24 protein-coding genes are annotated in these 24,593 nt (G+C 73.8%); 4 read left to right on the forward strand and 20 right to left on the reverse strand.

Features of this window, described 5'->3' with window-relative positions; translation table 11 throughout:
- Positions 1-229: 229 nt before the first annotated feature.
- The 3 genes from ENKNEFLB_RS13360 to glpD are packed head-to-tail and all read right to left on the reverse strand — an operon-like array spanning position 230 to position 4,068.
- A complete protein-coding gene (locus ENKNEFLB_RS13360; RefSeq protein WP_214055867.1) occupies positions 230-865 on the reverse strand; it encodes a DNA-3-methyladenine glycosylase in 636 nt (211 codons plus the stop codon).
- 7 nt (positions 866-872) lie between these two features.
- Complete coding sequence (gene argH / locus ENKNEFLB_RS13365; RefSeq protein ID WP_420830506.1) at positions 873-2,336, reverse strand: argininosuccinate lyase; 1,464 nt, start codon at positions 2,334-2,336, stop codon at positions 873-875.
- Between the two features lie 13 nt (positions 2,337-2,349).
- Entirely contained in the window at positions 2,350-4,068 is a 1,719-nt protein-coding gene (glpD, locus tag ENKNEFLB_RS13370; RefSeq protein WP_214055868.1) for a glycerol-3-phosphate dehydrogenase, read from the reverse strand.
- 166 nt (positions 4,069-4,234) lie between these two features.
- Between glpD and ENKNEFLB_RS13375 the strand changes: the two genes are divergently transcribed.
- Together ENKNEFLB_RS13375 and glpK are read left to right on the forward strand one after the other, a co-directional pair.
- Positions 4,235-4,960: an MIP/aquaporin family protein gene (locus ENKNEFLB_RS13375; RefSeq protein WP_214055869.1), complete on the forward strand. Its 726-nt coding sequence runs from the start codon at positions 4,235-4,237 to the stop codon at positions 4,958-4,960.
- Between the two features lie 55 nt (positions 4,961-5,015).
- On the forward strand, positions 5,016-6,536 hold the full coding sequence (gene glpK / locus ENKNEFLB_RS13380; RefSeq protein ID WP_214055870.1) for a glycerol kinase GlpK: 1,521 nt from the start codon (positions 5,016-5,018) through the stop codon (positions 6,534-6,536).
- Positions 6,537-6,550: 14 nt separating this feature from the next.
- On the opposite strand, the gene ENKNEFLB_RS13385 is transcribed toward glpK, so the two are convergent.
- Together ENKNEFLB_RS13385 and ENKNEFLB_RS13390 are read right to left on the reverse strand one after the other, a co-directional pair.
- Positions 6,551-7,063, reverse strand: coding sequence for a hypothetical protein (locus ENKNEFLB_RS13385; protein ID WP_214055871.1), 513 nt, complete (start codon positions 7,061-7,063; stop codon positions 6,551-6,553).
- Positions 7,060-7,632 (reverse strand): HdeD family acid-resistance protein, encoded by a 573-nt coding sequence (locus ENKNEFLB_RS13390; protein ID WP_214055872.1) that lies wholly within the window; start codon positions 7,630-7,632, stop codon positions 7,060-7,062. The genes ENKNEFLB_RS13385 and ENKNEFLB_RS13390 overlap by 4 nt, the downstream gene beginning before the upstream one ends.
- Before the next feature lie 250 nt (positions 7,633-7,882).
- Here ENKNEFLB_RS13390 and ENKNEFLB_RS13395 point away from each other — a divergent pair, with 250 nt between their 5' ends.
- Positions 7,883-8,251, forward strand: coding sequence for an SHOCT domain-containing protein (locus ENKNEFLB_RS13395; protein WP_214055873.1), 369 nt, complete (start codon positions 7,883-7,885; stop codon positions 8,249-8,251).
- Between the two features lie 31 nt (positions 8,252-8,282).
- Here ENKNEFLB_RS13395 and ENKNEFLB_RS13400 read toward each other — a convergent pair whose 3' ends face one another.
- From ENKNEFLB_RS13400 to argC, 9 genes are all read right to left on the reverse strand, one after another.
- Positions 8,283-9,305, reverse strand: coding sequence for a zinc-binding dehydrogenase (locus ENKNEFLB_RS13400; protein ID WP_214055874.1), 1,023 nt, complete (start codon positions 9,303-9,305; stop codon positions 8,283-8,285).
- A 35-nt stretch (positions 9,306-9,340) separates the two neighbouring features.
- Positions 9,341-10,774 carry an argininosuccinate synthase gene (gene argG, locus ENKNEFLB_RS13405; protein WP_214055875.1) on the reverse strand — a complete coding sequence of 478 codons (1,434 nt, stop codon included), beginning with the start codon at positions 10,772-10,774 and terminating at the stop codon, positions 9,341-9,343.
- A 1-nt stretch (position 10,775) separates the two neighbouring features.
- Positions 10,776-11,345, reverse strand: a complete 570-nt coding sequence (locus tag ENKNEFLB_RS13410) for an arginine repressor (RefSeq protein WP_214055876.1) — start codon at positions 11,343-11,345, stop codon at positions 10,776-10,778.
- Positions 11,342-12,328, reverse strand: coding sequence for an ornithine carbamoyltransferase (gene argF / locus ENKNEFLB_RS13415; RefSeq protein WP_246535541.1), 987 nt, complete (start codon positions 12,326-12,328; stop codon positions 11,342-11,344). Before argF ends, ENKNEFLB_RS13410 begins: the two co-directional genes overlap by 4 nt.
- The gene (locus tag ENKNEFLB_RS13420) at positions 12,325-13,533 is read right to left on the reverse strand and encodes an acetylornithine transaminase (protein WP_214055877.1); all 1,209 of its coding nucleotides are present in this window, start codon (positions 13,531-13,533) and stop codon (positions 12,325-12,327) included. Before ENKNEFLB_RS13420 ends, argF begins: the two co-directional genes overlap by 4 nt.
- Positions 13,533-14,471: an acetylglutamate kinase gene (gene argB, locus ENKNEFLB_RS13425; RefSeq protein ID WP_214059480.1), complete on the reverse strand. Its 939-nt coding sequence runs from the start codon at positions 14,469-14,471 to the stop codon at positions 13,533-13,535. Before argB ends, ENKNEFLB_RS13420 begins: the two co-directional genes overlap by 1 nt.
- Before the next feature lie 71 nt (positions 14,472-14,542).
- Positions 14,543-15,694, reverse strand: a complete 1,152-nt coding sequence (argJ, locus tag ENKNEFLB_RS13430; protein ID WP_214055878.1) for a bifunctional glutamate N-acetyltransferase/amino-acid acetyltransferase ArgJ — start codon at positions 15,692-15,694, stop codon at positions 14,543-14,545.
- Complete coding sequence (locus ENKNEFLB_RS13435; protein WP_214055879.1) at positions 15,691-16,191, reverse strand: hypothetical protein; 501 nt, start codon at positions 16,189-16,191, stop codon at positions 15,691-15,693. The genes argJ and ENKNEFLB_RS13435 overlap by 4 nt, the downstream gene beginning before the upstream one ends.
- Entirely contained in the window at positions 16,188-17,237 is a 1,050-nt protein-coding gene (gene argC / locus ENKNEFLB_RS13440; RefSeq protein ID WP_214055880.1) for an N-acetyl-gamma-glutamyl-phosphate reductase, read from the reverse strand. Before argC ends, ENKNEFLB_RS13435 begins: the two co-directional genes overlap by 4 nt.
- A gap of 130 nt (positions 17,238-17,367) precedes the next feature.
- Here argC and ENKNEFLB_RS13445 point away from each other — a divergent pair, with 130 nt between their 5' ends.
- On the forward strand, positions 17,368-18,186 hold the full coding sequence (locus ENKNEFLB_RS13445) for a maleylpyruvate isomerase N-terminal domain-containing protein (RefSeq protein ID WP_214055881.1): 819 nt from the start codon (positions 17,368-17,370) through the stop codon (positions 18,184-18,186).
- Positions 18,187-18,253: 67 nt separating this feature from the next.
- Here ENKNEFLB_RS13445 and pheT read toward each other — a convergent pair whose 3' ends face one another.
- The 6 genes from pheT to rpmI form a co-directional block, all read right to left on the reverse strand.
- Positions 18,254-20,755 (reverse strand): phenylalanine--tRNA ligase subunit beta, encoded by a 2,502-nt coding sequence (gene pheT, locus ENKNEFLB_RS13450; RefSeq protein ID WP_214055882.1) that lies wholly within the window; start codon positions 20,753-20,755, stop codon positions 18,254-18,256.
- Between the two features lie 5 nt (positions 20,756-20,760).
- Positions 20,761-21,864 carry a phenylalanine--tRNA ligase subunit alpha gene (pheS, locus tag ENKNEFLB_RS13455; protein WP_214055883.1) on the reverse strand — a complete coding sequence of 368 codons (1,104 nt, stop codon included), beginning with the start codon at positions 21,862-21,864 and terminating at the stop codon, positions 20,761-20,763.
- 67 nt (positions 21,865-21,931) lie between these two features.
- Positions 21,932-22,975, reverse strand: a complete 1,044-nt coding sequence (locus tag ENKNEFLB_RS13460; protein WP_246535542.1) for a sensor histidine kinase — start codon at positions 22,973-22,975, stop codon at positions 21,932-21,934.
- A gap of 39 nt (positions 22,976-23,014) precedes the next feature.
- Positions 23,015-23,860, reverse strand: a complete 846-nt coding sequence (locus tag ENKNEFLB_RS13465; RefSeq protein WP_214059482.1) for a TrmH family RNA methyltransferase — start codon at positions 23,858-23,860, stop codon at positions 23,015-23,017.
- On the reverse strand, positions 23,857-24,249 hold the full coding sequence (rplT, locus tag ENKNEFLB_RS13470; RefSeq protein ID WP_160007973.1) for a 50S ribosomal protein L20: 393 nt from the start codon (positions 24,247-24,249) through the stop codon (positions 23,857-23,859). The genes ENKNEFLB_RS13465 and rplT overlap by 4 nt, the downstream gene beginning before the upstream one ends.
- A 64-nt stretch (positions 24,250-24,313) precedes the next feature.
- Complete coding sequence (gene rpmI, locus ENKNEFLB_RS13475) at positions 24,314-24,508, reverse strand: 50S ribosomal protein L35 (protein ID WP_160007975.1); 195 nt, start codon at positions 24,506-24,508, stop codon at positions 24,314-24,316.
- Positions 24,509-24,593: the final 85 nt, after the last annotated feature.

The following is a 24,593-nucleotide window of genomic DNA, read 5'->3' on the forward strand; positions in this document are numbered from 1 at the left end:
CAAACATCACGCGCACCCGCCGCTTCATCCTCTCGGACTTGCTTCGGGGCAACCCGGTGAAACTTACCGGTCCTTCCCGGCTTCCGCAACTCCGGGGCTTCCCGGTGCTGCTCGGCCTGGACCGATCCGCTGCTGCGCTGGTCCACCCCGCTCTGATGGGCCGAAGGCCCCGAGCCGGGCGCTTTTCGCGCCGCAACAAGAAGAACGTTAGCAGCGGGTTACGGGGGCATCAAATCGGGGGGTCGGGCGGGGGCTGCAGGGGTGTGGCGCGGGGGCTGCGGCGGTAGGCCGAGACGCTGCGCTCCCCCGCCAGCCAGTAGCGCCACGGCCGGTCCGGCGCCCCGGTCAGTCCCACCCGCGGGCCCTGCGCCACCCGGGCGTCGGGCGCCGTCGGCGCTGTCGGCGCCAGGGACAGCACCACGGCCGACGCCGTGCCCAGCAGCTCGGTCCCCCCGTGGTGCAGCCCGACCCCCAACGCTCGGCAGAGGTTCGCCGGCCCCCGGGCGAGCTCGTGGTCGGGGCGGTCGCCCCGGCGTACCCGGGCCTCGGCCAGCCCGTCGACGACCTCGCCCCCGCGCAGCAGGACCGCGGACGCCCTCCCCTCGGGACCGGTCACCACGTTGGCGCAGACGTGCATCCCGTAGGAGAGGTAGCAGTAGAGCCGCCCGGCCGGGCCGAACATCACCGCGTTGCGCGGCGTCCGACCCCGGAAGGCGTGCGACCCGGCGTCCTGGTCACCGTCGTAGGCCTCCACCTCGGTCAGCCGCACCACCACGCCGCCGGCGGTGACCGTCGCCCCGAGCAGGCGGGGTGCGACCTCCTCCACCGGACCGGCGAGGAGGGCGGCTGCGGCAGCCGGTGTCATCGCAGCGTCAGGCCAGCGCCTCGCGCAGCGCGGCCGCGCGGGTCCCGACCTCGGCCAGCTGCTCGCGCACCCGGACCGCCGCGGTGCCGCCGCGTCCCGAGCGGGAGGAGACGGACCCCTCGACGGTCAGCACGTCGCGCACCCCGGGCGTCAGCAGCGGCGAGACCGCGGCCAGCTGCTCCTCGCTGAGGTCGGCGAGCCCGACGCCGAGCTCCTCGCACCGCCGCACGCAGGCGCCGGCGAGCTCGTGCGCGACGCGGAACGCGACCCCCTCCCGCACCAGCCACTCCGCGACGTCGGTGGCGAGCGAGAACCCCTCGGGGGCCAGCTCGGCCAGCCGGTCGCGGTCGAAGACCAGGGTCGCGACCATCCCGCTCATCGCCGGCAGCAGCACCTCGAGGGTGTCCACGGAGTCGAAGACCGGCTCCTTGTCCTCCTGCAGGTCCCGGTTGTAGGCCAGCGGCAGCGCCTTCAACGTCGCCATCAACCCGGTCAGGTTGCCGATCAGCCGTCCGGCCTTGCCCCGCGCGAGCTCCGCGATGTCGGGGTTCTTCTTCTGCGGCATGATGCTCGACCCCGTCGACCAGGAGTCGTGGAGCGTGACGAAGGCGAACTCCCTGGTCGCCCAGAGGATGACCTCCTCGGCGAGCCGGGACAGGTCCACGCCGACCTGGGCGGTGACGTAGGCCAGCTCGGCGACGAAGTCGCGGGCGGCCGTGCCGTCGATCGAGTTCGCGCTCGACCCGGTGAACCCCAGCTCCGCGGCGACCGCCTCCGGGTCCAGGCCCAGGCTCGACCCGGCCAGCGCGCCGGACCCGTACGGCGAGTCGCCCGCCACGCGGCGGTCCCAGTCGGCCAGCCGGTCGACGTCGCGCAGCAGCGGCCAGGCGTGGGCGAGCAGGTGGTGGGACAGCAGCACCGGCTGGGCGTGCTGCAGGTGCGTGCGTCCCGGCATCACGGTCGGCCGGTCCCCCAGGTGCGCGTCCGCCTGCGCGACGAGGACGTCGACGAGGTCGAGCAGCTGCGACGAGACGACGCGGACGTGGTCACGCAGGAACACCTTGAACAGCGTGGCGATCTGGTCGTTGCGGCTGCGGCCCGCCCGCAGCCGCCCGCCGACCTCCGGCCCGACCTCCTCCAGCAGCAGCCGCTCGAGCGCACCGTGCACGTCCTCGTCGGAGGGGTCGGGGTGCAGGTCGCCGGCGGCGTACCGCTCCCCCAGCGCGTCGAGCCCGCCGAGGAGCACCGCCAGCGCCTCGTCGTCGAGCAGGCCGGCGCGGTGCAGGGCCCGGGCGTGCGCCCGGGACCCCGCCAGGTCGTACGGCGTGAGCCGCCAGTCGAAGTGCGTCGAGCGCGACAGCGCCTCGAGCTCGGGGCTGGGACCGTCGGCGAACCGGCCGCCCCAGAGCGCTCCGCGCACGGTCGGGCCGGTCGGGCCGGTCGGACTGGTCGGGCCGGTCGGGCTGGTCACGCCGCCCACCCTGTCAGTCCAGCGCGCGGCCGACCGCACGGGCCCGGATGTCGGGCGCGGCCAGCCGTTCGGCGTTGGCCGTGAGGTCGTCGCCCTCGGACTGCGACTCCCGCTCCGCGGCGACCCGCGCCTCGTACGCCGCGACCTCGTCGGAGATCCGGTCGGCGTCCCAGCCGAGCACCGGCGCCACCAGCTCGGCGGTGTCCCGGGCCGCGACGATCCCGCGGTCGGGGCTCTCGATCGAGATCCGCGTCCGGCGGGCGAGGAGGTCGTCGAGGTGCAGCGCCCCCTCGTGGCTCACGGCGTAGACGAGCTCGGCGCGGAGGTACTCCTCGGCACCGGGCACCGGCTGGAGCAGCGACGAGTCGCCCTCGGCGACGTGCAGCACCTCGGTGAGCAGCGAGCCGTACCGGTCCAGCAGGTGCTGGACGCGCCACGCCGGCACGCCGTGCTCGCGGGCGAGCCGCTCGACCTGGTTGGCCAGGGCCTGGTACCCCTCGGCGCCGACCAGCGGGACGTTCTCCGTCACGCTGTCGACCACGCCCGGACCGAGGTCCTCCTTGGCGGCGTCGACCGCGTCGGCGGCCATCACGCGGTAGGTCGTGTACTTGCCGCCGGCGATCGAGATCAGGCCGGGCTGCGGCCGGGCGACGGCGTGCTCGCGGGACAGCTGCGAGCTGGCCTCGGACTCCCCGGCCAGCAGCGGGCGGAGACCGGCGTACACGCCCTCGATGTCGTCGTGGGTCAGCGGGGTCGAGAGCACCTCGTTGACGTGGTCGAGGATGTAGTCGATGTCCTCGCGGCTGGCCGCGGGGTGCGCCTTGTCGAGGTCCCAGTCGGTGTCGGTGGTGCCGATGATCCAGTGGGTGCCCCACGGGATGACGAACAGCACGGACTTCTCGGTGCGCAGGATCATCCCGGCCTCGGCGTTGATCCGGTCGCGCGGGACGACGATGTGCACGCCCTTCGAGGCGCGCACCCGGAAGCGGCCCCGGCCGCCGGCCATCTCCTGGACGTCGTCGGTCCAGACGCCGGTGCAGTTGATGACGACGCGGGCGCTGACCTCGTGGCTCTCGCCGGTCTCGACGTCGGTGACGCGGGCGCCCACGACCCGCTCGCCGGCGCGGAGCAGCTCCTCGACCTTCGCCGAAGTGAGCACGGCCGCGCCGTACGACGCGGCGGTGCGGGCGACCATCATCGTGTGCCGGGCGTCGTCGGCCTGGGCGTCGTAGTAGAGCAGGGCGCCGGTCAGCGCGTCCTTCTTCAGCGCCGGGACGATGCGTCGCGCCATCGTCCGCGTCAGCTGGCGGTGGCCGGGCACCGAGCGTGCGCCGCCCATCCGGTCGTACAGCGTGAGGCCGGCGGTGACGTAGGGGCGCTCCCAGATGCGGTGCTTCAGCGGGTACAGGAACTTGACCGGCTTCACCAGGTGGGGGGCGAGGCGGGTCAGCATCAGCTCCCGCTCCTTGAGCGCCTCGCGCACCAGCACGAAGTTCATCTGCTCGAGGTAGCGCAGCCCCCCGTGGAAGAGCTTGGAGCTGCGGGAGGACGTGCCGGAGGCCAGGTCGCGCTGCTCGACCATGGCCACCCGCAGGCCCCGTGTCGCGGCGTCGAGCGCGACACCGGCGCCGGTGACGCCGCCACCGACGACCAGGACGTCGAGCTCGCGGGCACCGAGATCCTGCCAGGCGCGGGCGCGCTCCTCGGGTCCGAGACGGGCTGCTGTGACCATGGGGACATCCTTCTCTCCGTGCGGATGGTGCCGGACTTTCCAGAGTAAGCGCGTGGCGAGCCTGGCGCTCCCCCGCCAGGGTGTCTAGCGTGACCCGGGTCACGCCGCGTCGACACCGTCGACGACGTCCCGGGCGCCGGCGGCACCACCAACGAGAGGGTCAGCCTTGCTCACCGACATCTTCATCCCAGAACTCCTGGGGACCGCCACGCTGCTGCTGCTCGGCTGCGGCGTCGTCGCCAACGCCGTGCTCCCGAAGACCAACGGCAACGCCGGCGGCTTCCTGATGATCAACTTCGGGTGGGGGCTGGCGGTCTTCGCCGGCGTCTACGTGGCCGTCAAGTCGGGCGCGCACATCAACCCGGCCGTCACCGTCGGCCTCCTCTTCGCCGGGGACTCCGGCCTGTCGTTCGGCGAGGTGCTCACCTACTTCGCCGGCCAGCTGCTCGGCGCCTTCCTCGGCGCCGTGCTGTGCTGGGTGGCCTACAAGAAGCACTTCGACGAGGCCGACGCCCTGCCTGCGGACAAGCTGGGCGTCTTCAGCACCGCGCCCGGGATCCACGCCCCCGTCTGGAACGTCCTCACCGAGGTGATCGGCACCTTCGTGCTGGTCTTCGTCATCGTGGCCTTCGGGGCGACCCCGTCGGGCCTCGGCCCGCTCGCCGTGGCGCTGCTCGTCGTCGGCATCGGTGCCAGCCTCGGTGGTCCCACCGGTTACGCGATCAACCCGGCCCGTGACCTCGGCCCCCGCATCGCGCACGCGCTGCTGCCCATCTCGGACAAGGGCCCGAGCGGCTGGGGCTACGCCTGGGTGCCGATCGTCGGCCCCCTCATCGGCGGCGCGCTCGGCGGCTACGTCGCCCAGCTGATGGACTACGCGTCCATGGTCTGAGGCCCGCCCACCACCTGCACCTGACTCGCACGCACACCGACCGAAGGAACCGCACATGGCTGACAAGACCTACGTCCTCGCGATCGACCAGGGCACCACGAGCACCCGCGCGATGATCTTCGACCACGCCGGGCAGGTCGTGTCCAGCGACCAGGTCGAGCACGAGCAGATCTTCCCGCGCGCCGGGTGGGTGGAGCACGACGGCCTCGAGATCTGGGGCAACACCCGCAAGGTCATCGGCGGCGCGCTGTCGAAGGCCAACCTGAACTCCGGCAACATCGCGGCGGTCGGCATCACCAACCAGCGCGAGACCGCGCTCGTCTGGGACCGGCACACCGGGCAGCCGGTCTACAACGCGATCGTCTGGCAGGACGTGCGTACCCAGAAGATCGTCGACAAGCTCGCCGCGGACGGCGGCGAGGAGCGGTACAAGGACGTCTGCGGCCTGCCGTTGGCGACCTACTTCTCCGGGCCGAAGATCACCTGGATCCTCGACAACGTCGAGGGCGCGCGGGAGAAGGCCGAGGCCGGGGACCTGATCTTCGGCAACACCGACACCTGGGTGCTGTGGAACCTCACCGGCGGCGCGGAGAACGACGGCGAGCACGTCACGGACGTCACCAACGCCAGCCGCACCATGCTGATGGACCTCTCCACGCTGACGTGGGACGAGTCGATCGCGGCCGACATGGGCATCCCGATGTCCATGCTGCCGACGATCAAGTCCTCCTCGGAGATCTACGGCGAGTGCAAGCCCGGCGTCCTCAAGGGCGTCCCGGTCGCCGGCATCCTCGGTGACCAGCAGGCCGCCACCTTCGGGCAGGCCTGCCTGGAGAAGGGGATGGCCAAGAACACCTACGGCACCGGCAACTTCATGCTGCTCAACACCGGTACCGAGCAGGTCCCGAGCGAGAACGGCCTGCTCACCACGATCTGCTACAAGCTCGGCGAGGAGCCCGTGGTCTACGCCCTGGAGGGGTCGATCGCGGTCACCGGGTCGCTGGTGCAGTGGGTGCGCGACAACCTCGGCATGATCTCCTCGGCCCCCGAGATCGAGGAGCTGGCCAAGAAGGTCGACGACAACGGTGGCGCGTACTTCGTCCCCGCGTTCTCCGGCCTCTTCGCCCCGCACTGGCGTCCCGACGCCCGCGGCGCGCTGGTGGGGCTGACCCGCTACGTCAACAAGGGCCACATCGCGCGGGCCGTGCTCGAGTCGACCGCCTTCCAGACCCGCGAGGTCTCCGACGCGATGGACGCCGACTCCGGGGTCCCGCTGACCGAGCTCAAGGTGGACGGCGGCATGGTCGTCAACGAGACGCTGATGCAGTTCCAGGCCGACATCCTCGGCGTGGACGTGGTGCGCCCGAAGGTCGCGGAGACCACGGCGCTCGGGGCCGCGTACGCCGCGGGGCTCGCCGTGGGCTACTGGGCCAACACCGACGACATCACCAAGAACTGGGGCGAGGACAAGCGCTGGAGCCCCTCGATGGAGGACGGCGAGCGGGAGCGGCTGATGCGGAACTGGAAGAAGGCCGTCACCAAGACCCTCGACTGGGTCGACGACGACGTGGAGTGAGACCGCGGAGGCCGTCAGCCTCCCGAGCGCGACAGCAGCGGATCACTGCCACCTGGTGGCAGTGATCCGCTGCTGTCGTCGGCGGCGGGTGGCGTCTCCCGGAGGACGCGCCGCACGGCGGCGCGACAGAGCAGCAGGACGACCACGAGCCCGGTCACCGAGAAGAACCCCCCGAGGCTGACCGCGTCACCGAAGAGCAGGTCGACCGCTTCGAGCACGACGATCTTGCTGCCGACGGCCAGCAACCAGAGCAGCAGCGCAGCCAGGAGCCTGCCCCGGGGCGTCTCGCTGGACCTCATCAGGGTGCGCACCCGCCCCTTGACCAGGACGACCACCTCGAGGACGACCTTGAGCAGGAGCGCGGTCAGCAGCGACAGCGTGAACCCCTCGCTGAGCACCGAGGGGACGTGCTCGACCGCGAGGTTGAGCACCACGACGTAGACGAACAGGTCGACCACGTCGACCGCCCGCACCGGGGCGCGCCCCGCGAGGCGTCGCCGCGCCTGGGCGGCGTCTCCTGCCGTCATCGCAGGGCGGCGTCACCGGCGGTGCTGCCGCTCGCGGGCACGCTCCGGTGCCGGCGCACGAGGAGCGCGAGGCCGAGGTGGGCGGCGCCCCACAGCACCATCGAGACGCCGAACCAGAACGCCAGGGCGATCGCGCTGCGTCCCGGGTTCGTCACCAGCAGCACGCCCACCAGCATCGACAGGACGCCGCTGAGGACCAGCAGCCAGCGCGAGGTGTCCCCCGCGGCGCCGAAGGCGCCGGCCAGCTCGACACCGCCGCGGAGCAGCAGCCACAGCCCGACGGCCCAGGTGGCGGCGACCGCCGTCATCGCGGGCGTCACGATCGCGAGGAAGGCCGCCACCAGGCCGAACAGCCCGAGCAGGCCGAGCCACATCCGGCCGGTGGTGTCCGAGCGCAGCGTCTGGCCGAGCGACCCCAGCGAGTCCACGAGCACCCAGAACCCCCAGAGCATCACGAACGCCAGGCCGGAGGTGATCGGCCACACCATCACCATCACGCCGAAGGCGATGCCCAGCACTCCGCGCGCCAGCAGGCCGGTCGGGCTCAGGGTGTACCAGTCCTTGGACATCGCGTCTCCTCGCCGTGACCGAGACCGTGGGCGGCCTGGGCCACCGGGATGGACCGACGCTAGGACCGGCACCGTCGGGACCGCCAGGGGCCGACGTCGTGCTCCGGGGTGGCGCAGGCCCCTGCCGGGACAGGTCCGGAGTCCCGACGTCCGAGGTCCGGAGGCCCCACCGGCGGGGGGCGCTGCTGCCGGAGAGTCGGGTGGCCGGGAGCGCCCGGGCACCACCACCACTCACAGAATCGACACCGACATGGACAGCTTCTGGGACTTCTTCTGGCTCCTGCTCTCGGCGTTCTTCTTCCTCGCCTACCTCGTCGTCCTCATCCAGGTCCTCGGGGACCTGCTGCGCGACCGTGAGCTGTCGGGGTGGTGGAAGGCGGTCTGGGTGGTGTTCCTGATCGTCGTCCCGGCCCTCACGGCGCTGGTCTACCTCGTCGTGCGGGGTCGGGGGATGGCCGAGCGCGGCGACGAGGCCGCGGCCCGGGCCCGGGAGGCGTACCGGGGAGCGTCGTCGGGACGGACCCCGGTCGACCAGATCGCCACGGCCAGGACGCTGCTGGACAGCGGAGCCATCGACGAGGCGGAGTACCGCACGCTCAAGGAACGGGCCCTCGCCTAGGTGGGCGGGCCCGGTCCGCCCGCCGCTGCCGTCACGGCAGGACGACGATCTTGCCCACATGGTCCCGTCGCTCGAGCGCGGCGTGGGCCGCGTGGAGCTCCTCCAGCCGGTAGGTCGCGGCCACCCGGGGGCGGAACCCGCCGGCCAGGGCCTGATCCACGAGCACGGCGAAGTGGGCCGGGGTGTGCATCGTCGACCCGACCAGGCGCAGGTCGTGCAGGTAGAGACGGCGCAGGTCGAGCTGCACGACCGGTCCGGCGACCGCACCCGCGACGATCCACCGCCCGCCGGGTCGCAGCCGTGGCAGGAGCCGGTCGAGCTGCGGGCCGGCCACGACGTCGACGACCGCGTCCAGGCCGTCCGGGGCGAGGTCCCCGAGGCCGGTCGCGTCGCGGTCGACCACCGCGGTGGCTCCGGCCTCCCGGACCAGGTCGGCCTTGTCCGGCGTGGTCTGGGCGACCACGCGTGCACCGCGGGCCGCGGCGAGCTGCACGGCCGCCAGGCCGACGCCGCCGGAGGCGCCGGTCACGAGCACCAGCTCACCGGCCCCCACGCCGCCGCGCTCGAGCATCCCGGTGGCGGTGCCGTAGGCGATCGGGAGGCAGGCCAGCTCGGGGTCGGTGAGCGGGGAGGCGGTGACGTCGTGGACGCGTGCGAGCGGCACCACGACGAGCTCGGCGAAGCCGCCGTCCTCCTCGCTGCCCAGCACCCCGGTCAGCCGGGGCGGGTCGGTGGTGACGTCGAAGGTGCCGGGGTCGACCAGCACCCGCCGACCGACCCACCCGGGGTCGACGCCGTCCCCGACGAGGTCGACCCGGCCGACCACGTCGGCGCCCTGGATGCGCGGGAAGGCGACCGGGCCGAGCCAGCCGGCCAGCGCGCCGGGGTCGCCCGGCAGGCCGTACGCGCCCTCCCGCGTCCAGACGTCGGTGTTGTTGACGGCCGCGGCGGTGACCTGCAGGCGTACGCCACCCGGGCCCGGGAGCGGGTCGGCCACGTCGCGCAGCTCGACCGCGTCGGGCCCGCCGAACCTGGTCAGCACGGCTGCGCGCACGATGTCCTCCCTCGGTGGACGGTGTCCGGACCGGATCAGTCGGTGCCGGACTCCATGGCGACGTCGTCGAGCCAGCGGTCGCTGGCGTCGCCCTCGGCGGCGGGGTTGCGCGAGATCCGCTCGGCTCCCCCGCGCTCCAGCTCGCCGTACAGGGTCCCGTTCTCGACCAGCACCTGGCCCTGGTCCAGCGGCTGGGCGGCGTACAGCTCGAGCTTGGCGCGCGAGTCGGCGATGTCGAGGTTGCGCATCGTCAGCTGCCCGATCCGGTCGACCGGGCCGAACGCGGCGTTGTCGGTGCGCTCCATCGACAGCTTGTCGGGGTGGTAGGAGAACGCCGGGCCGTCGGTGCGCAGGACGGTGTAGTCCTCGCCGCGGCGCAGCCGCAGGGTGACCTCGCCGGTGACCAACGAGGCGATCCAGCGCTGGATCGACTCGCGCACCATCAGCGCCTGCGGGTCCAGCCAGCGGCCCTCGTAGAGCAGCCGGCCGAGCTGGCGGCCCTGGTCGTGGTAGGAGGCGATGGTGTCCTCGTTGTGGATGGCGTTGACCAGCCGCTCGTAGGCGATGTGGAGCAGCGCGATCGCCGGGGCCTCGTAGATGCCGCGCGACTTCGCCTCGATGATCCGGTTCTCGATCTGGTCCGACATGCCGAGGCCGTGGCGGCCGCCGATCGCGTTGGCCTCCATCACCAGCTGGACCGCGTCGGGGAAGGTCCGCCCGTTGATGGCGACCGGGCGGCCGGCCTCGAAGCGCACCGTGACGTCCTCGGTCTCGATGGCCACCGAGGGGTCCCAGAACTTCACGCCCATGATCGGCTCGACGGTCTCCAGCGAGACGTCGAGGTGCTCGAGGGTCTTCGCCTCGTGGGTCGCGCCCCAGATGTTGGCGTCGGTCGAGTACGCCTTCTCCTTGCTGTCGCGGTAGGGCAGGTCGTGCTCGGTGAGCCACTGGCTCATCTCGTCGCGCCCGCCGAGCTCGGTGACGAAGTCGGCGTCGAGCCACGGCTTGTAGATCTGCAGCTCGGGGTTGGCCAGCAGGCCGTAGCGGTAGAACCGCTCGATGTCGTTGCCCTTGAACGTCGAGCCGTCGCCCCAGATGTCGACACCGTCCTCGTGCATCGCGCGGACCAGCATCGTGCCGGTCACCGCGCGGCCGAGTGGGGTGGTGTTGAAGTAGGCGCGGCCGCCGGAGCGGATGTGGAACGCGCCGCAGGCGATCGCCGCCAGGCCCTCCTCGACCAGCTGGGTCCGGCAGTCGACGGCGCGGGCGATCTCGGCGCCGTAGAGCAGCGCACGGTCGGGGACCCCGGAGATGTCGGGCTCGTCGTACTGGCCGATGTCGGCGGTGTAGGTGCACGGCACGGCACCCTTCTCGCGCATCCAGGCCACGGCGACCGAGGTGTCGAGGCCTCCGGAGAACGCGATCCCGACGCGCTTGCCGGTCGGGAGGGAGGTCAGAACCTTGCTCACTTTAGTTAGCCGTCCTTCGTGGGGTGGGGGTCTCGGGCGGGGTGTGGAGGGGGTCGGTCGGGTCGGGGTGGGCCAGGTCGAGGAACCGTCGGGCGAGGTCGTCGCCGCCCTGCGGGTCCCGCCCGATGACCAGCACGGTGTCGTCGCCGGCGATGGTGCCGAGCACCTCGGGCAGCTCGGCGCGGTCGAAGGCGGAGGCCAGGAACTGCGCCGCGCCCGGCGGGGTGCGCAGCACCACGAGGTTGGCGCTGGCCTCGGCGCTGACCAGCAGCTCCCCGCACAGCCGGGCCAGCCGGGCCGCCGAGGCCGCGGACTCGGACGGCAGCGACGGTCGGCGGTCGCCGCCCTCGGCCGGGACTGCGTAGACCAGCGACCCGGCCGGGGTGCGGACCTTGAGAGCGTCGAGCTCGACGAGGTCGCGCGACAGCGTCGCCTGGGTGACGTGGACGCCGGACTCGGCCAGCAGCGCGGCCAGGTCGGCCTGGGACCGCACCTCGTGGTGGGTGACCAGGTCGATGATCCGCTGGTGGCGGGCGTTCTTGGTGGTGGGGCGCAGGGCCGACTCGGTCATGACGCCGCCAGCCCGGAGCGGGTCACGAGCCAGGCCAACACGGCCTTCTGGGCGTGCCGGCGGTTCTCCGCCTCGTCCCAGACCAGGCTGCGCGGGCCGTCCAGCACCTCGGCGTCGATCTCCTTGCCGCGGTAGGCCGGCAGGCAGTGCAGCACCACGGCGCGCTCGGCGGCGTGGGAGAGCAGGTCGGCGGTGAGCCGGTGCCCGCCGAAGACCTTCTCGCGGGCCACCGACTCCGACTCCCGACCCATGGAGACCCAGGTGTCGGTGACGACGACGTCGGCCCCGGTGACCGCGGCCACGGGGTCGGCCACGGCGGCGACGCTGCCGCCCGTACGGGCCGCGATCGCACCGGCCCGGGCGAGCATCTGGTCCGTCGGGACGTAGCCGTCCGGGGCGCTGACCCGCACGTGCATGCCGGCGGTCGCACCGGCCAGCAGCCAGGAGCTGCCCATGTTGCAGGCGCCGTCGCCGACGAAGGCCACGCTCAGCCCGGCGAGGGTGCCGAACCGCTCCCGGACCGTGAGCAGGTCGGCGACCAGCTGGCAGGGGTGGAACTCGTCGGTGAGCGCGTTCACGACCGGGACGCCGGCGTGCTCGGCCATCGCGGCGAGGTCGTCCTGGGCGTAGGTGCGCCACACGATGGCGGTGACCTGCCGTCCGAGCACGCGGGCCACGTCGGGCACCGACTCGCGACGCCCGATCGCGGCCAGGGCACCGTCGATCAGCATCGGGTGCCCGCCGAGCTCGGCGATGCCCGCACCGAAGGAGACCTGGGTGCGCAGGGTCGGCTTGTCGAAGACCATCGCGACCGAGCGCGGGCCGGCCAGCGGCTTCGCGTCGTACGGCGCGGCCTTGAGCGCGGCGGCCAGGTCGAGCACCTCGGCCTGCTCGGCCGGGTCGAGGTCGTCGTCGGCGAGCAGGTGCCGCAGCCCGGGCCGGGGCGTGGTGGCGGGCGCGGCGGCGGGGGCGGCGACGCTCACGCCTGGGCCCCGTCGAGGATGTCGGGCCAGGCCGCCAGGAACGCCTCGGCGTCGGCCTCGGTGAGCACCAGCGGCGGCGCGAGACGGACCCGGTCCGGCGTGGTGGCGTTGACGATCCAGCCGCGCTCCTGCGCCGAGGCCACCACCTCGGGGGCCTTCTCGGTGCTCAGCGAGACGCCGATCAGCAGGCCCTCGCCGCGTACCTCGGTCACCCGGTCCTCGGCGGCGAGACCGGCCCGCAGGCGGCGGCCGACCCGGTCGGCGTGGGCCATCAGGTCGTCGCCCTCGATCGTGGCGATGACGGCCAGCGCGGCCGCGCAGGCCACCGGGTTGCCACCGAAGGTGGTGCCGTGGTTGCCGGGCTGGAGCAGGTCGGCGGCCGCGCCGGTCGCCACGCAGGCCCCGATCGGGAAGCCGCCGGCCAGGCCCTTGGCCACGGTCACCAGGTCGGGGCGCACGTGCGGGTCGCCGCCGATGCCGGGCAGGTGGTGGGCGAACCAGGCGCCGGGCCGGCCCATGCCGGACTGGATCTCGTCGAGCCACAGCAGCGCGCCGTGCTGCTCGGTCAGCGCCCGGGCGTGGGCCAGATAGCCCTCGGGCGCGACGTTGACGCCGGCCTCGCCCTGGATCGGCTCGAGCAGCACCGCGGCGGTCTCGTCGGAGACGGCGGCGTCCAGCGCGGCGCTGTCGCCGTACGGGACGAAGGTGACGTGGCCCGGGAGCGGCTCGAACGGCTCGCGGTAGGCCGCCTTGGAGGTGAGCGCGAGGGCGCCCATGGTGCGGCCGTGGAAGCCGTTCTCGGCCACCACGACGTGGGTGCGCCCGGTGCGCCGGGTGAGCTTGAAGGCGGCCTCGACGGCCTCGGTCCCGGAGTTGGCGAGGAAGACCTTGCCCTCCCCGGCGTCGACCAGGCGCAGCAGCGTCTCGGCCAGCTCGACCTGGGGGCCGGTGGTGAAGAAGTTGGAGACGTGCCCGAGCGTGCTCATCTGCTCGTGGACGGCCCCGACCAGCGCCGGGTGGGCGTGGCCGAGCGCGTTGACGGCGATCCCGCCGAGCAGGTCGACGTACTCCTTGCCGTCGGCGTCCCAGACGTGCGCGCCCTCGCCGCGCACCAGGGTCAGCTTGGGCGGGCCGAAGGTGTTCATCACCGCGTCGGCGTAGCGCGCGGTGAGGTCCTCGGTGGGCAGCGGCGGGGTTAGCGTCATCACGCCTCCTTCGGCTGGGGCTTGTGGCGGGCCTTGCGGTACTTCGTCTCGACGCCGGGCAGCACCTGGGTGCCGACTCCCTCGTCGGTGAACAGCTCGAGCAGGACCGCGTGCGGCTCACGGCCGTCGACGACGGTGGCGCGCGGGACGCCGTCACGCACCGCCAGGTGGCAGGCCGCCATCTTGGGGACCATGCCGCTGGCCAGCGTGGGGAGCAGGTCGTGCAGGTTCTCCGGGCTGATCTCGTAGATCAGGTCGTCGCTGGCCGGCCAGTCGCGGTAGAGGCCCTCGACGTCGGTGAGGACCAGCAGCTTCTCGGCGCCCAGGGCGACGGCCAGCGCGGCCGCCGCGGTGTCGGCGTTGACGTTGTGGACCTGTCCGTCGACGTCGGGGGCCACCGACGAGACCACCGGGATGCGGCCGGCCTCGATCAGGTCCTGCACGGCCTCGGGGCGCACGGACGCGACCTCGCCGACCAGGCCGAGGTCGACTTCCTCGCCGTCGACCACGGTGTTGGTGGCCTCGGCGGTGAAGAGCCCGGCGTCCTCGCCGGAGAGCCCGACCGCGAGCGGCCCGTGCTCGTTGATCAGCCCGACCAGCTCGCGCTGGACCTGCCCGACGAGCACCATCCGGACGACGTCCATCGCCTCGGGGGTGGTCACCCGCAGGCCGCCGCGGAACTCCGACTCGATGCCGAGGCGGTCGAGCATCGAGGAGATCTGCGGGCCGCCGCCGTGCACGATGACCGGGCGGAAGCCGGCGAAGCGCAGGAAGGCGATGTCCTCGGCGAAGGCGCGCTTGAGGACGTCGTCGGTCATCGCGTTCCCGCCGTACTTCACCACCACGACCTTGCCGTGGTAGCGCTTCAGCCAGGGCAGGGCCGCGGCGAGGGTGGTGGCCTTCTCCGGGTCGGCCGGCTGCATCTCGGAGAACACCATGCCGGCGGGGTCGAGGCGCGGGTCGGGCTGAGTGTCGTCAGGCGGGGTCTGCTCGTTCATCGTGGGCTCGCTCATGAGGAGTAGGCGCTGTTCTCGTGGACGTAGGCGTGGGTGAGGTCGTTGGTCCAGACCGTGGCCCGCTCGCCGCCCGACTTCAGGTCGATGGTCACCGTGACCTCACGGGGATCGAGGTCGACCTCGGTGGGGTCGGCCGCCGGGGTGCTCTCGCGGCAGACCCAGACCCCGTTGATGGCCACGTCGAGGTCGCCGGGGTCGAAGGTCGCCGCCGTGGTGCCGATGCTGGCCAGCACCCGGCCCCAGTTCGGGTCCTTGCCGAAGACCGCGGCCTTGAACAGGTTCGACCGGGCCACGCTGCGGCTGACCTCGACGGCCTCGTCCTCGCTGACCGCGCCCAGGGTGGTGATCGCGATCTCGTGGTCGGCGCCCTCGGCGTCCTTGAGCAGCTGCAGGGCCAGGTCGGTGCAGGCCTGGGTGAGGGCCTCGGTGAAGTCCGGCAGGGCCGGGGTGATCCCGCTGGCCCCGCTGGCCAGGACGGTCACGGTGTCGTTGGTCGACATGCACCCGTCGGAGTCGAGGCGGTCGAAGCTGACCCGGGTCGCGGCGCGCAGGGCCTGGTCGAGGTCGGCCGCGGGGACCACCGCGTCGGTGGTGAGCACGACGAGCATGGTGGCCAGCTGCGGCGCGAGCATCCCGGCACCCTTGGCCATCCCGCCGACCGACCAGCCGGCCCCCTCGACGACGACCTGCTTGCTGATCGAGTCGGTGGTCATGATCGCGTGCGCCGCGTCGTCGCCGCCCTGGGCGGCGAGGGCGTCGTACGCCGCGTCGGCGCCGGCGAGCACCGTGGCGCGGTCGTTCGTCAGCCCGATCAGGCCGGTGGAGCACACGACGACGTCGCCGGCGCCGATGCCGACGTGCTCGGCGACCCGCTCGGCCACCGCGTGGGTCGTGGCGAAGCCCTCCGGGCCGGTGTAGCAGTTGGCGCCGCCGGAGTTGAGGAAGACCGCCCGGACGACGCCGTCCTTGACGACCTCCTGGCTCCACAGGACCGGGTTCGCCTTGCAGCGGTTGGCGGTGAAGACGCTGGCCGAGTCGTGGGTCGGGCCGTCGTTGACCACGAGGGCGACGTCGCGGGCGCCGGTGCTCTTCAGCCCGGCGGCGACGCCGGCCGCCCGGAAGCCGGCGGGGTGGGTGATGCTCACGGGTTCGTCCTCTCGGGCCTGCGGTCGTCTCGCTTGCGGTCGTCGGAGCGCCGCTCGGGCCGCTCGGGCCGCTCGGGCCGCTCGGGCCGCTCGGGCCGCTCGGGCGCGGTGGGGGCGGGGGCGTCGACGACGTCGAGCCCCAGCTCGGTCCACTGCTCGGCGACGACGTCGACCGCGTCGACCGGCACCAGCAGCCAGTCGTGGTCGACCGTGCCGACGACGCGCACCTCGGCGTCCTCGGGCAGGGCGGCCAGGGCGGTGGCCAGCGCGGCGGGGCGGGCGGTCCCGGCGTCGGGGACGACCTCGTACGCCGCGAACGGGCCCTCGGGCCGCGCCTTGCGCGGGACCGCGCCGGCCGAGCAGACGACCGTGGTGGAGTCGGCGGTGGCGGTGATCGACATCAGGGTCGCCGAGCTGACCCAGGACGGCAGGTCGGCGCCGGCGCCGAGGCGCGCGACGGCCAGCTGCTCGACGTGGCGGCGCAGCTCGGCGCTCACGGCGCGATCCCGACCGTGGTCAGCCCGAGGGTCTCCTCGAGGCCGAGCGCGATGTTCATGCACTGCACCGCGGCGCCCGCGGTGCCCTTGGCCAGGTTGTCGACGGCGCCGACGGCGACCAGGCGCCCGGCGGTCTCGTCCACGGCCACCTGGAGGTGGACCGCGTTGGAGCCGATCACCGACTTGGTCTGGGGCCACTGGCCGTCGGGGAGGAGGTGGAGGAACGGCTCGTCGGCGCAGGCCGCGGCGTACGCCTCGCAGACCTGCTCGGCGGTGACGCCGGGGCGTACGGGCGCCGACGCGGTGGCCAGGATGCCGCGCGACATCGGCACCAGCACCGGGGTGAAGCTGACCCGGACGGCGGCCGGGTCGACCGAGCCGTCGGCGGCGAGCAGCCGGGAGAGGTTCTGGGTGATCTCCGGCGTGTGCCGGTGGACGCCGCCCACGCCGTAGGCGGAGGCGTTGCCCATCGTCTCCGAACCCATCAGGTGCGTCTTCGGCGCCTTGCCGGCGCCGGAGGTCCCGGACACCGCGACCACGACGACGTCCGGCTCGACCAGGCCGGCGGCGACCGCCGGGACCAGGCAGAGGCTGGAGATCGTCGGGTAGCAGCCGGGCACGGCCACGCGGGTCGTGCCGCGCAGGGCCTCGCGGCGACCCGGGAGCTCCGGGAGGCCGTACGGCCAGGTGCCGGCGTGGTCGCCGCCGTAGAACTTCGCCCACTCCCCCGCGTCCTCCAGCCGGAAGTCGGCGCCGCAGTCGACGACGAGGACGTCGTCGGCCAGCTGGGCGGCGAGCGGTCCGGACTGGCCGTGCGGCAGGGCGAGGAAGACCACGTCGTGGCCCGCGAGGGTCTCGGCGGAGGTCTCGACGAGGCGGCGGTCGGCGAGCGGGACGAGGTGGGGCTGGAGCGGGCCGAGCAGCTCACCGGCGTTCGAGCCGGCGGTCAGGGCGCCGATCTCGACCTCGGGGTGCCCGAGCAGGAGCCGCAGCACCTCTCCCCCGGCGTACCCGCTGGCGCCGGCAACGGCGATGCGTGTGGTCATGTCGCATGACTATACACACGAACGTATGACTATGCGAGCCGAGATGACGCTCGCGGACAGCCCAGATGACGCTCGCGGCGCCTCGAGATGACGCTCGCGGACACGCCGTCGGGGGCCTAGCGTGGCAGCGGTGACCTCCCCGCGACTCACCCACCCGGCGCACCTGGACCACCTGCGACACGAGACCTCGCGGTTGCGGGAGGTGCTCGCGCACGCCGACCCGGCCGCGCCGGTCCCGGCCTGCCCGGCCTGGACGGCCGCCGACCTGCTCTGGCACCTCGGTGGCGAGGTCCAGCACCAGTGGGCGTGGGTGGTCGAGCACCGCCCGCGCGACCCGGGTGCCGGGTACGCCCCGCCGACGCGACCCGACTCGGTCGCCGGGCTGCTGGACGTGCTCGACGACGCCTCGGCCCGGCTCGTGGCCGCGCTCCGCGACGGCGACCCGGCGGAACCTGCGTGGACGTGGGCCGACGACGAGGCCGACCGGACCCTCGGGTTCATCGCCCGCCGTCAGGCCCTCGAGGCGCAGGTCCACCGCCTGGACGCCGAGCAGGCCGTCGGTGACGTCCGCCCGCTGGATCCTGCGCTGAGCGCCGACGGGGTGGAGGAGGTGCTCGCGGTGATGTACGGCGGCTGCCCGCCGTGGGGGCGGTTCGAGCCCGGACCGACCTGGGTCCGCTGGGACCTGACCGACACCGGCGACGAGCTGTGGACACGGCTCGGGCTCTTCAGCGGCACCTCGCCGGACGGGACCCGTACGTATGCCGACGAGGACGACCTCGCCCTGAGCGAGGAGCCGGGACCGGCCGCCTCGCTCGTGGTGAGCGGCACGGCGGCCGGCCTCCAGGCCTGGCTGTGGCACCGGGCCGACGACGCCGGCGTCACCGTGTCCGGCGACGAGGACGCCTACGCCCGGCTGGCCGGGATCTTGCGTCAGCCGATCGACTGACGGCGCCGCAAGCGTCACCTCGATGCGCCGCGAGCGTCATCTCGGCTGTCCGCGAGCGTCATCTCTGCTAGCGCTGGACGGCGCCGCACTCCGCCGTGGCGACCGCGACGGCGGCGTCGCGGGCCGCACCGGTCTCCTGCTCGGTCAGCGTCCGGTCCGGGGCGCGGAAGCGCAGCGCGAAGGCCAGCGAGCGCTTCCCCTCCCCCACCTGCTCGCCGGTGTAGACGTCGAAGAGCCGCAGCGACTCGAGCAGCTCCCCGGCGCCGCGGCGCAGCGCGTCGGCCACGTCGGCGGACGGCACCGTGTCGTCGACCAGCAGCGCGACGTCCTCCTTGGCCACCGGGAAGTCCGAGAGGACCGGGGCCGGGACGACGTCGACGGCGTGGGCGAGCAGGACGTCGAGGTCGACCTCGGCGGCCACGGTGCGCGCCGGCAGGCCCAGGTCGCGGCAGACCCTCGGGTGCAGCTCGCCGGCGTGCCCGACCGACGTCGAGCCGATCAGCAGCTCGGCGCAGCGGCCGGGGTGCCACGGCGCCCGCTGGGCCGCCCGGGCGACCAGCTCGAGCCCGAGGGCGTCGGCGACGGTCCGCACCGACGCGACCGCGTCGGACCAGTCGGCGACCCGGCCCGGGCCCCACCAGCCCTCGCGCTCGCGACGACCGGTCATCGCCACCGCGAGGTGCAGCGGCTGGCGCGGCAGGGCGGCGTCGAGCGCGGCGACCTGCTCGGGGGTCGGTCGGTGGTCGACGCCGTGGATCGGGGTCGGCCCGCCGCCGCCGGGCAGGGTGACGGTCCCGGTCTCGAAGATCGCGAGGTCGGTGGCACCGCGACCCAGGTTGCGGGCCACCGTCTCAAGCACGCCGGGCAGCAGCGTGGTCGACATCGCGGGTCGCTCGGCCGAGAGCGGGTTGGCCAGCCGGAGCACCGTGCGGCGCTCGTCGTCGGCCGGCAGGCCCAGCCGGTCGAGGTCGACCTGGCCGAGGAACGGGAAGGTGATCACCTCGACGTGACCGGCACCGGCCAGCGCCCGTCCGACGCGGCGTCGCAGCCGCTGGCCGCGGGTCAGGCCGCGCCCGGCCGGCGGGGTCGGCAGCACCGACGGCACCGTGTCGTACCCGACGACGCGGGCGACCTCCTCGACGAGGTCGTAGGGGTCGGTGAGGTCCGGGCGCCACGGCGGCGGGACGACGCTGAGGACGCCGGCGCCGTCGGCGACCTCGCAGCCGACCGCGCGCAGGTGCGTGGCCGCTGTCGTCTCGTCGACGTCCATCCCGGTGACCCGGGCCGCGAGGTCGCGGGCCATCGTGATCGGCGGCGCCTGCGGCGCCTTGCCGACGACGGTGACGCCGGGCTCGGCGGTGCCGCCGGCGTACGTCGTGAGCAGCTCGACCACCCGGTCGGCCGCGGCCTCGCAGATCGTCGGGTCGACGCCGCGCTCGTTGCGCTTGCCGGCCTCCGAGGTGATCTTGTGCCGGCGCCCGGTGCGGAACATCGAGGTGGCGTCCCAGTGCGCCGACTCGACCAGCACCCGGGTGGTGGTCGCGGACATCTCGGTGGTCTGCCCGCCCATCACGCCGCCCAGGCCGATGATCCCGGAGTCGTCGACGACGACGAGGTCGTCGGTCGCCAGGGCCCGCACGGTGCCGTCGAGGGTGGTCAGCCGCTCGCCCTCGCGGGCGCGGCGCACCCCGACGGTGCCGGTGAGGCGGTCGGCGTCGTAGCCGTGGATCGGCCGACCGGTCTCGAGCATCACGTAGTTGGTGACGTCGACGGCCACCGAGACCGAGCGCATCCCGGCCAGGGCCAGGCGCCGTGCCATGAAGGTCGGGGTCGGGGCGGTCGGGTCGATCCCGGAGACCGTACGGGCGACGAACACCGGGCAGCCGACCTCGTCCTCGACCCGCACCGGGTGGCCGGCGTCGTCGGCCGGGGGCACCTCGCGCAGGCACGGGTCGTGGAACGCCGAGGCCGGCAGGTCGTAGGCCAGCGCGGCGTCGCGGGCGACCCCGCGCAGCGACAGCGCGTAGGCGCGGTCGGGGTTGATCTCGAACTCGATGACCTCCTCGTCCAGGCCGAGGAGCCCGCGCGCGTCCTGGCCGGGCTCACCGGCACCGGCCGGCAGGACGACGATGCCGTCGGCGGAGCCGAAGGACTCGGCCGGCAGGCCGAGCTCGGCGGCCGAGCAGATCATCCCGGCGGAGACGTGCCCGTAGGTCTTCCGGGCGGCGATCGCGAAGTCGCCGGGCAGCACCGCCCCGGGCAGCACCACGACCACGAGGTCGTCGACGCCGAAGTTGTGGGCACCGCAGACGATGCCCTGGGGCTCGCCGGTGCCGTTGGCGTCGCCGACGTCGACGGCGCACCAGTTGATCGTCTTGCCGTTCTTCTGCGGCTCGGGATCGGCGGACAGCACACGACCGACGACCAGCGGGCCGGTGACCTGCTCGCCGGGACGCTCGATCGCCTCGAGCTTGAGCCCGAGGGCGGTGAGACGCCGCGCGAGGTCGTCGGTGGTCACGTCGGCCGGCAGGTCGACGTGCTCGCGGATCCAGGAGACGGGGGCCTTCATCGGTCCTAGAGCTCCGTTCCGAACGCGGCGGAGTACCGCACGTCGCCCTCGAAGATGTCGCGCAGGTCCTCTGCGCCGTGGCGGAACATGAACGACCGGTCGATGCCCATGCCGAAGGCGAAGCCGGTGTAGACGTCGCTGTCGACGCCGCAGGCGGTCAGCACCCGCGGGTTGACCACGCCGCAGCCGCCCCACTCGATCCAGCCCTCGCCCTTGCAGGTGCGGCACGACGACACCGCGGGCTCGTCGCCGCGGCACACGAAGCAGACCAGGTCGACCTCGGCCGACGGCTCGGTGAAGGGGAAGTACGACGGCCGGAAGCGGGTGGTGATGCCCTCGCCGAACAGCTGGGTCGCGAAGTGGTCGAGGGTGCCCTTGAGGTGGGCCATGGAGATGCCGCGGTCGACCACGAGCCCCTCGACCTGGTGGAACATCGGGCTGTGGGTGGCGTCGTACTCGTCGGTGCGGAAGACCCGGCCCGGGCAGATCACGTAGATCGGGGGCTCGCGGGTCAGCATCGTGCGCGCCTGGACCGGTGAGGTGTGCGTGCGCAGCACCACGTGGTGGTCGGCCGGCTCGGTCCAGAAGGTGTCCTGCATGGTGCGGGCGGGGTGGTCCGGGCCGAGGTTGAGCGCGTCGAAGTTGAGCCACTCGGCCTCGACGACGGGGCCCTCGGCGACCTCCCAGCCCATCGCGACGAAGAGGTCGCCGATGTGCTCGCTCATCAGCGTGATGGGGTGCCGGCCCCCGCGCGCGGCACGGTCGGCGGGCAGCGTCACGTCGACGGCCTCCTCGACCAGGGCCCGCGCCTCGTGGGCGGCCTCGAGCTCGGCGGTGCGGGCGGCCAGCGCCTGGTTGACCGCGCCGCGGGCCTGCCCGACCCGGCGCCCGGCATCCTTGCGGGCCTGGGGCGGCAGTGCGCCGATCTCCCGGTTGGCCAGCGCCAGCGGCGACCGGTCGCCGGTGTGGGCGGTCCGGACCGCCTTGAGGTCGTCGAGGTCGGTGGCGGCGGCGATGGCGACCAGGGCGGCCTCGCGGGCCTCGTCGACCTGCTCAGCGCCCAACGGGGTCACCTCCACGGGGTCGTAGTCGGTATTGGGTCCGGACATGGTCAGGAGTCTAGGAAGCCGCCGCCCCGCGCCGCGACCGGGTTGTCCGGCCGACTCCGTCGCGCACTCAGCCGGCGGCGTCCTCGTCGTACGCCGGCCAGCGCACCACGAGCCGGGCGCCGCCGCCGGGTGCGTCTCCGATCGTGACCGAGCCGCCGTGCGCACGGGTCAGCCCGTGCACCAGGTAGAGGCCCAGCCCGGACCCGCCGCCGGCGCCGCCCTTCCAGAACTTGGTGAACACCTGCGGCCGCAGCACCGGCGCGATCCCGTCGCCCTCGTCGTCGACGACCAGCACCACGCCCGGCGCGTCGCCGTCCGCGGCGGTGAGGCCGACGCGCACGGTGCCGGCGCCGTGCCTCACAGCGTTCTCGACCAGGTTGGTGACGACCTGGGTCAGCTTGTCGGGGTCGGCCAGCACCGCCGGCAGGTCGTCGCCGACGTGCAGCTCCACCGGGGTCGCGGTGCCGGCGTGCACCGACTCCACGACCCGGGTGACGAGCACCTCGGCCTGGCAGGGACGGACGTGCAGCTGCAGGCGGCCGGTGTCGATCCGGGCGACGTCGAGCAGCTCGGTGATCAGCCGGCTCAACCGGTCCGCGTCGCTGCTGACGGTGTGCAGCATCAGCTTCTTCTGCTCGTCGCCCAGCTTGTCCCAGCGGTTCAGCAGGGCCTGGACGAAGCCCTTGACGCCGGTCAGCGGGGAGCGCAGCTCGTGGGCCACGGTGGCGACGAGGTCAGACCGGTCGCGGTCGAGGCGGGCCCGGCCGCGTCCGGAGCGCAGCACGACCGCGACCTCCTCGACCGGTGCCCCGCGTGCGGCCCGGTGCAACCGGGCGGTCACCAGGACCTCCTCGCCGTCGGGGAGCAGGACGGAGCGCTCGGGCACGCCGGTGCGGGAGCCGAGGCCGTCGTAGGGCCGGCAGCAGGCGTACCAGTCGCGACCGTCCGGGTCGCGCAGGCCGAGCACCTCGGCCAGCTCCAGGCCGACCAGCGAGGCCGCGTCGCGGCCGAGCATCCGTGCCGCGACGGCCGACACGGCGCTCACCCGGCGGTCCGCACCAGCCAGCACCACCCCGTCGGGCAGCAGGTCGAGCGGGTCCGTGGTCGCCACGGCGCCCACCCTAGGAGCCCGTGCGCCCCCGGCCGGCCCCTACCGCCGCTGGGCCGTCGCCGAGGCGTAGAGGCACAGGGTCGCGGCGGAGGCGAGGTTGAGGCTCTCGGCCCGGCCGTGGATGGGAATCCGGACCCGGTGGTCGGCCAGCGCGGCCAGGGCGTCGTCGAGGCCGTGGGCCTCGTTGCCGAGCAGCCAGGCCGTCGGCCGGGCCAGCAGCGCCCCGCCGGACCCGTCGCGGCCGCCGTCGCGGGCCGCGTCACGGGCGGCGTCCTCGAGCTCGGCGAGGTCCAGCTCACCGGCGCCGTCGGCGGCCAGCACCGTCAGGCCCGCGGCGCGTGCGGCCTCCACGGCGCGCACCGGGTCGGGCTCGAGCGCCACGGGCACGTGGAAGGCCGAGCCCGCGCTGGCGCGCAGGGTCTTGGGGTTGTGCAGGTCGACGGCGTCGCCGGCCAGCACGACGGCGTCGCCGCCAGCGGCGTCGGTGGTGCGCACGATGGTGCCGGCGTTGCCGGGGTCGCGGACCTCCGCGCAGAGCGCGACCAGGCGCGAGCCGGGCACGACGTGCTCCAGCGGGCGGTCGAGCAGCCGGCAGACGGCCACCAGGCCGGCCGGGGACACGGCCTCGGTCAGCGAGGCCAGCGCCCGGTCGTCGACCAGCGTCACGGTCGTGCCGACGGCGCCGCCGAGGAGGGCGTCGAAGCGGCGTACGGCCTCGGGCGTGGCGAAGACCTCGACCACGCGGCCGTCGACCGCGAGCGCGGCCTCGACGGCCTGGGGGCCCTCGGCGAGGAACAGCCGCCGCTCGGTGCGTACCGAGCGGCGGCTGAGCCGACGTGCGTCCTTGACCCGCGCGTTGCCGGCGGCCAGGGGGGTGGTGCTCAGGCCGAGGCCTCGGCGCGCGGCGCGTTCACGTCGTCGGGCAGCGCCTCGCGGGCGGTGGCGACGAGGGCGCTGAAGGCGGCCGGCTCGTTGACGGCCAGCTCGGCGAGGATCTTGCGGTCGACCTCGACACCGGCCAGGCCGAGGCCCTGGATGAAGCGGTTGTAGGTCATCCCCTCCGCGCGGGCGGCGGCGTTGATCCGCTGGATCCACAGACGACGGAAGTTGCCCTTGTTCTTGCGGCGGTCGTTGTAGCTGTAGACCAGGGAGTGGGTGACCTGCTCCTTGGCCTTGCGGTAGAGGCGCGACCGCTGGCCGCGGTAGCCGCTGGCCCGGTCGAGGGTGGTACGGCGCTTCTTCTGGGCGTTGACTGACCGCTTGACGCGTGCCATGAGGGTGCTCCTTAAGTTCTACGGTGGCCGGGTCGGGGACGGACCCGGCCGGTGGGGGCGAGGGTCAGAGACCCAGCAGCTTCTTGGCGCGGGGGACGTCGTTCGCCGCGACCTCGGTCGTGCCGGACAGGCGTCGCGTCACCTTGGAGGACTTCTTCTCCAGGTTGTGGCGCTTGCCGGCCTTCTCGCGGCGGATCTTGCCCGAGCCGGTGACCCGGAACCGCTTGCTGGCGCCCGAGTGGGTCTTGTTCTTCGGCATGGTGCTTTCTCCTCCAGGGGTAGCAGGCGTGGTGGTGCGCGCCTGTCTGGCCGGGAAACGCCCCCGGCCGGTGGCTGTGTGTGCA

Source organism: Nocardioides aquaticus, from assembly GCF_018459925.1.
Taxonomy (GTDB): domain Bacteria; phylum Actinomycetota; class Actinomycetes; order Propionibacteriales; family Nocardioidaceae; genus Nocardioides; species Nocardioides aquaticus.

Excerpts from the sequence above, each read along its gene's own strand:
- ENKNEFLB_RS13390 (WP_214055872.1), bottom strand. The coding sequence starts at position 7,632 with ATGTCCAAGGACTGGTACACCCTGAGCCCGACCGGCCTGCTGGCGCGC.
- ENKNEFLB_RS13395 (WP_214055873.1), top strand. The coding sequence starts at position 7,883 with ATGGACAGCTTCTGGGACTTCTTCTGGCTCCTGCTCTCGGCGTTCTTC.
- ENKNEFLB_RS13410 (WP_214055876.1), bottom strand. The coding sequence starts at position 11,345 with ATGACCGAGTCGGCCCTGCGCCCCACCACCAAGAACGCCCGCCACCAG.
- argC (WP_214055880.1), bottom strand. The coding sequence starts at position 17,237 with ATGACCACACGCATCGCCGTTGCCGGCGCCAGCGGGTACGCCGGGGGA.
- argB (WP_214059480.1), bottom strand. The coding sequence starts at position 14,471 with ATGGTGTTCTCCGAGATGCAGCCGGCCGACCCGGAGAAGGCCACCACC.
- pheS (WP_214055883.1), bottom strand. The coding sequence starts at position 21,864 with ATGTCCGGACCCAATACCGACTACGACCCCGTGGAGGTGACCCCGTTG.
- ENKNEFLB_RS13420 (WP_214055877.1), bottom strand. The coding sequence starts at position 13,533 with ATGACGCTAACCCCGCCGCTGCCCACCGAGGACCTCACCGCGCGCTAC.
- glpK (WP_214055870.1), top strand. The coding sequence starts at position 5,016 with ATGGCTGACAAGACCTACGTCCTCGCGATCGACCAGGGCACCACGAGC.
- ENKNEFLB_RS13360 (WP_214055867.1), bottom strand. The coding sequence starts at position 865 with ATGACACCGGCTGCCGCAGCCGCCCTCCTCGCCGGTCCGGTGGAGGAG.
- glpD (WP_214055868.1), bottom strand. The coding sequence starts at position 4,068 with ATGGTCACAGCAGCCCGTCTCGGACCCGAGGAGCGCGCCCGCGCCTGG.
- rplT (WP_160007973.1), bottom strand. The coding sequence starts at position 24,249 with ATGGCACGCGTCAAGCGGTCAGTCAACGCCCAGAAGAAGCGCCGTACC.
- ENKNEFLB_RS13385 (WP_214055871.1), bottom strand. The coding sequence starts at position 7,063 with ATGACGGCAGGAGACGCCGCCCAGGCGCGGCGACGCCTCGCGGGGCGC.
- pheT (WP_214055882.1), bottom strand. The coding sequence starts at position 20,755 with ATGAAGGCCCCCGTCTCCTGGATCCGCGAGCACGTCGACCTGCCGGCC.
- rpmI (WP_160007975.1), bottom strand. The coding sequence starts at position 24,508 with ATGCCGAAGAACAAGACCCACTCGGGCGCCAGCAAGCGGTTCCGGGTC.